Here is a 7,206-nt window from a genome sequence, read left to right as displayed (position 1 = left end):
GGTGTACTGAATGAACATCCGCGTGTGGCGATGGCGTACCGCAACAGCGACGATCGTGACAAGTTTGTCAATTTCTATGACAAAGTTACATCACCCGAGCCTACTCTCGCCATTTCGGCGAAATAGGTAAATTGCTACCTATTGATCAGCGTCTTGCAAAAAACATTTAAATGAAATACCTGGAAGTAGATTTTCTTCCGGGTATTTTTATTTTTGTCCACCTTAAGAAAATGTGCCATATGTATTTACAAGACCAGTTTAATGAAAAAACTGAAATTATAGACAAATTTTGGTTCATCTTTATTATAAACGGTGCAGGTTTGTTTTAAAGATACATTAAAAGCACCTGTACGTGAGGATAAGAAGTAAGAAGGGACAAAAAATATGAATGGAAGGCTTTGGACAGGCAGCAAGTAAAGCGTGTAATATAAAGCCAAAATAAATCAAATGAACGGGGGATGGTTAAATGGATTTGCATTTACAAGGGAAAAAGGTGCTTATTACCGGCGGTTCTATGGGTATTGGAAAAGCGATTGCTCATGCGTTTGTCTTGGAAGGAGCGAATGTGTCAATTGCTGCCCGCGGTATCGAAGCTTTAGAAAAGGTGAAAGAAGGGCTTGGCAGCAGCCTGTCCATTTTTCAAGCAGATATTTCACAGGCTCATGAGCGGGAAAAGCTGATTCAATCCTTTATGAATCAGAAAGGGACGATCGATGTTCTGATAAATAATGCAGGCGGCAGCAATGGCGGGAAAGCGACTGAAACAGAGATGGATTTATTTTATCAAGCGATGGAGCTGAATTATTTTTCAGCGGTTCATTTAAGCAAATTAGCTGTGGGGCATATGAAAAAAAATCAGGGAGGATCGATTATTAATATTACATCTATCTTTGGAAGAGAAAGCGGCGGCAAAGTTACATACAATAATGCGAAATCAGCCCTAATCAGTTTCACGAAATCGTTAGCGGATGAAGTCATTGCTGATGGGATTCGAGTAAATAGTGTGGCCCCGGGAAGCATCCTTCATGAAAGCGGAAACTGGAAAAAACGCCTTAATGAAAATCCAGAGGGGATTAAACAGTTTATTAAAAATGAAATTCCAGCGGGCCGTTTTGGTACTCCTGAAGAAATAGCGAATGTTGTTGCTTTTTTAGCCTCTGATAAAGCTTCTTGGATGGCAGGGACAAGTATCAATGTAGATGGCGGACAATCCCGGATGAATTTTTAAAATAAAGTATGCCATAAATAGGATTGAAAATAAGTAAGCGAGCCAGGCATTATGCTGACGGCTCTTTTTTGTTTGTGTGTAAATTATTAAGAATTTAAAATTAAATCATCTGGTAATTTTGTGTAATTCATGTGCGTGTGCGGCATAATAATAAAAAATAAGGAGGTTATTTAAATTGGATAATACTGAAAAGACAGCTGTAGGTGCGGCTTTATTAATGAGTGTAATTATAGCAGCCGCATTAATGTCAACGATCCCTTCCACTCAAGAAACAACAAAACAGCCGGAAGCAGAAGCCGTAAATGGGCAAGCAGATGTTAGTGAGGACTGGGAAGTAGACAAGGCATTGTCAGAAGATTTTACGGAAACTTGGCGAATCGAGTATGCAGACAGCAGTGATTTGGCTTTATTTGATCGAGCAGAATTTTTGCCGAAGCAGTATTTTGTAAACGTATACTCGACAGTAGCGCCAGATGCAGAAGAAGAGGTTAAAGCAGCTGTGGCAAAGAAACTCGGCAAAATGACGACAGACATTTATTATCTTAAGTTCAGAGACCGCGTCGATTTAAATGATATACGTATTTACGCAAATGACGGTTCTTTTATCGATATAACATATCAGGATTCGCGCCTGCCGATCGATCAATAAGGATAGAGCAGCTTCACGGGTAAATAGCTAATGAAATGCTATTTTCAACAGTTTTGATTGTTTCTTCGGTCCGATATGCGATTCATCCGGTCAACTGTAGATCCGTTTCGAAATTGGTTCCTATGGGATCATTTTTTTAATCGGTGATTGAATTATTTTTCCCAGCTTCAATATTTCCGTGTACTATTCAATCCAAAAATATAGCCTAGCAAGAGCAATTATGATTATCCTAGGTCCAATGGAAACATATATACTTTGAAGCATATCCAAAGTCATTATAACTCCGTCAAAAGCCAGCGTAACTCTAACGTTAAAACTGACCCCTTATATCACTTGCTTCCAGCCATCTTATCAGCCCCTCGGTTTTCAAAGTTCTATTAACTGTTTAGTTAAACAATCTTTTCAACTATGTAAATCGAATTATCTTTACCAAAACATGTTTATTAACCAAATGACGGGTAATAATAAAGCAGTAATTTAATATTTACCATTTGAGTAAAAAATAGAATCCTTGGTTAAGAAATTTTGGATTTTGGATTAATGAAAGTAATTAAACTGCAATGAAAAAAGGGTTTATCCCCGCTATCCTAAAAGGAGGAAAAACAATGAAACTACATATTTGCACACCTTGCAATGGAAAAGGATGCCATCATTGTAATGGAACGGGACAATATAAAAATGAAAGAAAATGATTGATCGGGAAAGGAACTTGCACAGATTGGTGTGCAAGTTCCTTTTTTTGCATGGTCTATGCCGACATTAGAACGGATTAAGAGGCGGTTTTTTTGTTTCTGTGCTTCGCTCTTTTTTGCGCTCATACGCAATAAGCGTGCAGTCCAATTCGCTTTCTAACTGCTTTAATCTTTCTGTCTGTTCAGACGATAAGTTTGCTGCTTCAAAACCTTCATACATTACTATCACCCTCCTGACGATAGTATCCCCTGGAATCAAAATTTAACACAGTGCAGTTTCTGCTCATTTGCCTTTCTCTTGTTGCTATCTAAATCTGAATACTGGCTGAAAAACAGGTAAATAGAATGGCTGGAAGAGGCTCACTTGCAGGATTGTTACCGTATAGTGACGCAAATCAAATCGTTGTGGAAATGGGTTTGGAAGTGCTACAAGTTGTTCAGCATACACTAGTACTGGCAGGAGTTTATGGAACCCACCTATTTAGAATAATGGACGTTTTCTTGAAGCAGTTAAAAGACAAGGGCTTTGCAGGCGCGCAAAATTTTCCTGCAGTCGGCTTAAAAATATCATTGATGAATTTTTCTATTTCTTACACCCATTTTAAAGGATTTGTATAAGATAAAGGGAAAGTTAATATGTAAGGGAGGCCCTTATTTTGGAAGAACAACATTTGCAACCTGAGGAAGACTTCTTGTCATCCAGCGAATATGACTATCCGGAAGATGCACTAGAAGTACAACGGCCGTATTATTATCCGAGGCCGCCATTCCACCCATATTACCCATACTTTCCATACTATCCATATCCATACCACCGGCCTTACCCACCATATCCATACTATCCCTATTAATTCTGAAAAATAGGAAGAGAAAGCTTCGCTCAAAACCACACTTTTTAGAGGGCTGTTGGTACTTTTGACAGTCCTTTTTGTTGTGATGAATTCCTATTAGTAAGAGTTGAATTCATATTTTTTTGCTTTTTAGTTATTTCTCCCAAATCTGCGCATAAATTAAATCATCTTTTTACCATAGACATCTGTGTTCTTGCACGATTCCTTATACAAGAAAGATGTAAAATAATCTTATTTTTTTGAAGGAAAATTTCTTTTGAAATAGAATTTTTAAAATATAAATGAGGTGATAAAATGCCGAAAAATGTTCGATGTCGGATCTGTAAAGAAGCCATTAAGGAATCAGAGATTGTCGCAATTACCAAGGTTTACAGCATCGCGCATGTTGCATGCCATCCAGTTGATCTAGGTGAAGGGATTGAAAAAGAAGGAGTTTTTCGAGTGCTAATGAATGAATACAAATCATCCAAGTAATTTTTTAAAAAAGGGGTAACTATGGCCATCATTACAGATGAGTATTTAGATGATTTTGAACGAATCGGAGAATGGGTAATCCCACAAGTTCCGATGTATTAAATGGATTGACATCCAGATAGGTACGCAAGATCGTTTTTCAAATCTAACCAAATGATCAAAGAGAATGGAGAAAACGCTTCCATTCTCTTTGGTGCGCCATTTTATTGGGGTATGTTAGGGGCTTTTTGTGCAAAATCGACAGTTAATCCAGCTTATCAAAAGAAAAAGCTTTTGGTGAAAGCTTTTTTTATTTCGGCTCACCTCTCACCGATAAAACATTTCATCCACTTCCCATGATTCAACCATTCGGCGTGCTTTCATTTCTACAATAACTCATTACCGATTTTTTATTCTTTATAAAGGAAAAAGCATCTGCCCCAGGAAGCAGATGCTTTTATGAATGGAGAGAAATTATGGTACAGGCTTACCTAATTTCAGATTTTTATACCTGCATATGATCGTTTGGAAAAAAGGAAATTTGAGGTTATGTCAAAAGATACGGGAAGCGAAATACTTATTTACCTTTTAGAAAGATGAGTCATCCTTTTTTCATGAGATGGATACATTTAAAAAATATAAAAAACGGTCTTTTTCCTCATTCTAAAAATGTTCTTAAAACACAAGGAGGGTTTCAGCAGTCCTGTTAGCAGTGATGTGAAACAAACGATAGCTGGTCTTAAAATAGCCCAGGCAAGCAAACAAATTTTGTAAGAAGAACTTTAATTTAAACCGCAAAAACGTTGAAAAGTTCGGTAAACTTAGCCAATCTTTTTTGTTTCACGACATGTGAGGATGGGTGATTGATGAAATCCAGGGTAAGAGCAATAAGAAGATTCCTTTTTTAAATAGCTATCCAGCCATCTGATGCTGATTACGGATATATCCTAAGCAAAATCCAATTTGATCGGTATAAGTATGAAAAAGATAGTATCCAATTTGCTAAAGTAGAACATATTAAAAATGAATAAGACACATATCCCACGGCAGGAACAATGATTTTCATCTCGATGCTTCTCACAGAATTTGGCGTCTATAACCGTATTGCACAATTTGGCGGGGACGACCGGCCGGCGGTTCCCTTTACCGGATTCAGAAACGCCGTTATCTCGGCAGCTATTGAATATCGGACAGAAGGGTTCGTACTGGGTGGGGGCGGTAATGTTTACATTAGCTGGTCCTGTCATTGTGTTCGTGTCTTTTCTGCTTTCGTCGTTACAACGATTAAAAAGGTTCTGACACAGTGGAGCGGCTTGTGAGGGTAAGGGACATGGGTCTTTGAACAAAAGCCTGGGATTCTCTTCACTGGAAAGGGAAATTTAACCGAATGCTTGTTGTTGCGACGGGAGCATTGCTGTCGCGATTACATTTTCAGCAGGATGAAACGATTCCTTGTATTGATCATGCGGTATCGATCGAATCCAGAGATAAATGAGAAAAATAAGGAGGAATGAAGATGACGGTCGCATCAGACGTGAAACAATGTCTCGCCAGTTTAAAAGGTGTAGAAGCGAGTTTATCGGACTTAGCAGCACGAACGCAGGATAAGGAAGCGAAACGTACAGTGCATGAAACGATGATGGAAGTAAGTGAAATCGTAACCGACTTGAAGAATCGGGTTGGAGAATTGGAGCGACAAGAACTTCAATATGAAGGATTTTAACATGTATGATTCTTTCGAAGGAGGTGTGAAGCAGTGCCAGAGTGGTTAGAAGTCGTGTTACGGGGCTTATTGTTTTTAGCGGTTCTGTTTATGGTGACAAAAATACTGGGCAAAAAACAACTCTCCCAGCTGTCTTTCTTTGAATATGTCGCAGGTATCAGTATAGGAAGTATCGGAGCAGAAGTGGTCACGGGACTTGAAAGAAACATTATGCACGGAATTTTGGGAATCGTCGTTTTTGCAGGAGTACCTTTTTTAGCCGGGTTTCTTTCGTTAAAGAGCAAAAAATTCCGTGATTTCATGGAAGGAAAAGGGACTGTTTTTATTAAAAATGGAAAAATAATGGAAGATAATTTAAAAAAGGAGCGATATACAACGGATGAATTGCTGGAATTGCTTCGTCAAAAAGATGTTTTTCAGGTGGCGGATGTTGAATTTGCTGTATTAGAAGCATCTGGTGATTTTAGTGTGCTGCTGAAAAAAGAAAATCAGCCGCTGACCGCAAAGGACTTGGGTGTAAAAGTCGCTCCTATTAAAGAACCGCAGACGGTCATTATGGATGGGAAAATACTCGATGAGCCGCTGTCAACAATAAATGTAAGCAGAGGATGGTTAACGACTGAATTAGACAAGCTGGGCGTTTCCATTGATAACGTCTTTCTTGGACAGGTAAATTCTTATGGGCAGTTAACCGTTGATTTATTTGATGATAAACTTGAAGTCCCGCCTCCCCAAGAAATGCCTTTAATACTTGCAACAATGAAAAAATGCCAGGCAGACTTGGAACTATTCGCATTTGGAACAGAGAATAAAGAAGCCAAAGAGATGTACAGCAAAAACAGTGAAAAATTACAAAGAGCCCTTGATAAAGTAGCCTATATTTTAAAAGGATAAAGAAAGGCGCCATTTTTGTATTTAATGGAAGTTGAATTGCATAAACGTACCAAAAAGAGCGGAAGAATCAATTTTTCTTTATGGTCACAGGGTGATTTTGGTTCAATAAGAGTGTACTCAGGTTAAACAGAAAATAAGTAAATAATTTTTGTGAAAGATAAAAAGTCGGTGAGGCAAATTCTCTAATCCGGCTTTTTCGTCTGCCATTATTCTTTCTTATTTCTTTAGTTTCAATACTTATGCTTTTAAGTATTTTAATCTGAAGAGAGCATTCTTGCAGTGTACAAGAAAAATAACGAGACCTTTGGACTGATTGAATGGAAGCAAGATTTGTATACAGATAATCAAGCAGCCATTGGAGAGAATATACCTCTTGTTTCATTTGAAGGAGAAGACGGGCGTTACCTAGGAGCATCTCTGGAAAATGCACCTGAAGTTCAGTCGGCAGTAATTTATGATGAGAACAATACTGAAATTAACAGCATTGACATACTCGATGACCGGATATTGATGTATATAGTCGATGAAAGAGTAAAAGCCGGTAAAATTGTATTTGAAAACGCTAAAGGCGTACCGGTTGAAGAAATAAGCTTCTGAATGAATTTTCGGAAAGGTTATTTCCGATTGCGCTGGTCCATTTATTAATGGATTTGCAGCTCGTCATTCAGCTAGCATTGATGACTTTAGCCTAATGTTTAATTTTCCTCATTCAAATC

Annotated in this window: 8 protein-coding genes and 4 pseudogenes; 10 read left to right on the top strand and 2 right to left on the bottom strand. The window is 38.1% G+C overall.

Annotation, left to right across the window (positions count from 1 at the left end):
* The 3 genes and pseudogenes from NLX67_RS16435 to NLX67_RS16425 form a co-directional block, all read left to right on the top strand.
* Positions 1–126: pseudogene (locus NLX67_RS16435) on the top strand (nucleoid-structuring protein H-NS); the annotation flags it as partial.
* Between the two features lie 340 nt (positions 127–466).
* The gene (locus NLX67_RS16430; RefSeq protein ID WP_254312596.1) at positions 467–1,228 is read left to right on the top strand and encodes an SDR family NAD(P)-dependent oxidoreductase; all 762 of its coding nucleotides are present in this window, start codon (positions 467–469) and stop codon (positions 1,226–1,228) included.
* A 175-nt stretch (positions 1,229–1,403) separates the two neighbouring features.
* The gene (locus tag NLX67_RS16425; RefSeq protein ID WP_254312595.1) at positions 1,404–1,877 is read left to right on the top strand and encodes a hypothetical protein; all 474 of its coding nucleotides are present in this window, start codon (positions 1,404–1,406) and stop codon (positions 1,875–1,877) included.
* Between the two features lie 759 nt (positions 1,878–2,636).
* On the opposite strand, the gene NLX67_RS16420 is transcribed toward NLX67_RS16425, so the two are convergent.
* Positions 2,637–2,789, bottom strand: a complete 153-nt coding sequence (locus NLX67_RS16420) for a hypothetical protein (protein WP_254312594.1) — start codon at positions 2,787–2,789, stop codon at positions 2,637–2,639.
* 122 nt (positions 2,790–2,911) lie between these two features.
* On the opposite strand from NLX67_RS16420, the pseudogene NLX67_RS16415 reads away from it, so the two are divergent.
* Positions 2,912–3,130: pseudogene (locus NLX67_RS16415) on the top strand (phosphoenolpyruvate hydrolase family protein); the annotation flags it as partial.
* Between the two features lie 90 nt (positions 3,131–3,220).
* Here NLX67_RS16415 and NLX67_RS16410 read toward each other — a convergent pair.
* Entirely contained in the window at positions 3,221–3,400 is a 180-nt protein-coding gene (locus NLX67_RS16410; protein ID WP_254312593.1) for a hypothetical protein, read from the bottom strand.
* Positions 3,401–3,714: 314 nt separating this feature from the next.
* Between NLX67_RS16410 and NLX67_RS16405 the strand changes: the two genes are divergently transcribed.
* From NLX67_RS16405 to NLX67_RS16380, 6 genes and pseudogenes are all read left to right on the top strand, one after another.
* Positions 3,715–3,894: a hypothetical protein gene (locus NLX67_RS16405; protein WP_254312592.1), complete on the top strand. Its 180-nt coding sequence runs from the start codon at positions 3,715–3,717 to the stop codon at positions 3,892–3,894.
* Positions 3,895–4,913: 1,019 nt separating this feature from the next.
* Positions 4,914–5,192: pseudogene (locus NLX67_RS16400) on the top strand (SpoVA/SpoVAEb family sporulation membrane protein); the annotation flags it as partial.
* Between the two features lie 50 nt (positions 5,193–5,242).
* Positions 5,243–5,368, top strand: a pseudogene (locus tag NLX67_RS16395) (stage V sporulation protein AD); the annotation flags it as partial.
* Between the two features lie 21 nt (positions 5,369–5,389).
* Positions 5,390–5,596, top strand: coding sequence for a DUF1657 domain-containing protein (locus NLX67_RS16390; protein WP_254312591.1), 207 nt, complete (start codon positions 5,390–5,392; stop codon positions 5,594–5,596).
* A 90-nt stretch (positions 5,597–5,686) separates the two neighbouring features.
* Positions 5,687–6,490 (top strand): DUF421 domain-containing protein, encoded by an 804-nt coding sequence (locus tag NLX67_RS16385; RefSeq protein WP_254312601.1) that lies wholly within the window; start codon positions 5,687–5,689, stop codon positions 6,488–6,490.
* Between the two features lie 279 nt (positions 6,491–6,769).
* Positions 6,770–7,087: a fimbrial protein gene (locus tag NLX67_RS16380; protein WP_254312590.1), complete on the top strand. Its 318-nt coding sequence runs from the start codon at positions 6,770–6,772 to the stop codon at positions 7,085–7,087.
* Positions 7,088–7,206 lie beyond the last annotated feature (119 nt).

The organism is Domibacillus sp. A3M-37 (assembly GCF_024213455.1).
Classification (GTDB): domain Bacteria; phylum Bacillota; class Bacilli; order Bacillales; family Domibacillaceae; genus Domibacillus; species Domibacillus tundrae.
The sequence above is the reverse complement of the archived record's forward strand: the minus strand, read 5'-3'. Positions and strand labels throughout refer to the sequence as shown.

What these genes read in the sequence shown, in the direction of transcription:
- NLX67_RS16405 (WP_254312592.1), top strand. Translation starts at nt 3,715, where the DNA reads ATGCCGAAAAATGTTCGATGTCGGATCTGTAAAGAAGCCATTAAGGAA.
- NLX67_RS16430 (WP_254312596.1), top strand. Translation starts at nt 467, where the DNA reads ATGGATTTGCATTTACAAGGGAAAAAGGTGCTTATTACCGGCGGTTCT.
- NLX67_RS16390 (WP_254312591.1), top strand. Translation starts at nt 5,390, where the DNA reads ATGACGGTCGCATCAGACGTGAAACAATGTCTCGCCAGTTTAAAAGGT.
- NLX67_RS16420 (WP_254312594.1), bottom strand. Translation starts at nt 2,789, where the DNA reads ATGTATGAAGGTTTTGAAGCAGCAAACTTATCGTCTGAACAGACAGAA.
- NLX67_RS16410 (WP_254312593.1), bottom strand. Translation starts at nt 3,400, where the DNA reads ATGGTGGGTAAGGCCGGTGGTATGGATATGGATAGTATGGAAAGTATG.
- NLX67_RS16385 (WP_254312601.1), top strand. Translation starts at nt 5,687, where the DNA reads ATGGTGACAAAAATACTGGGCAAAAAACAACTCTCCCAGCTGTCTTTC.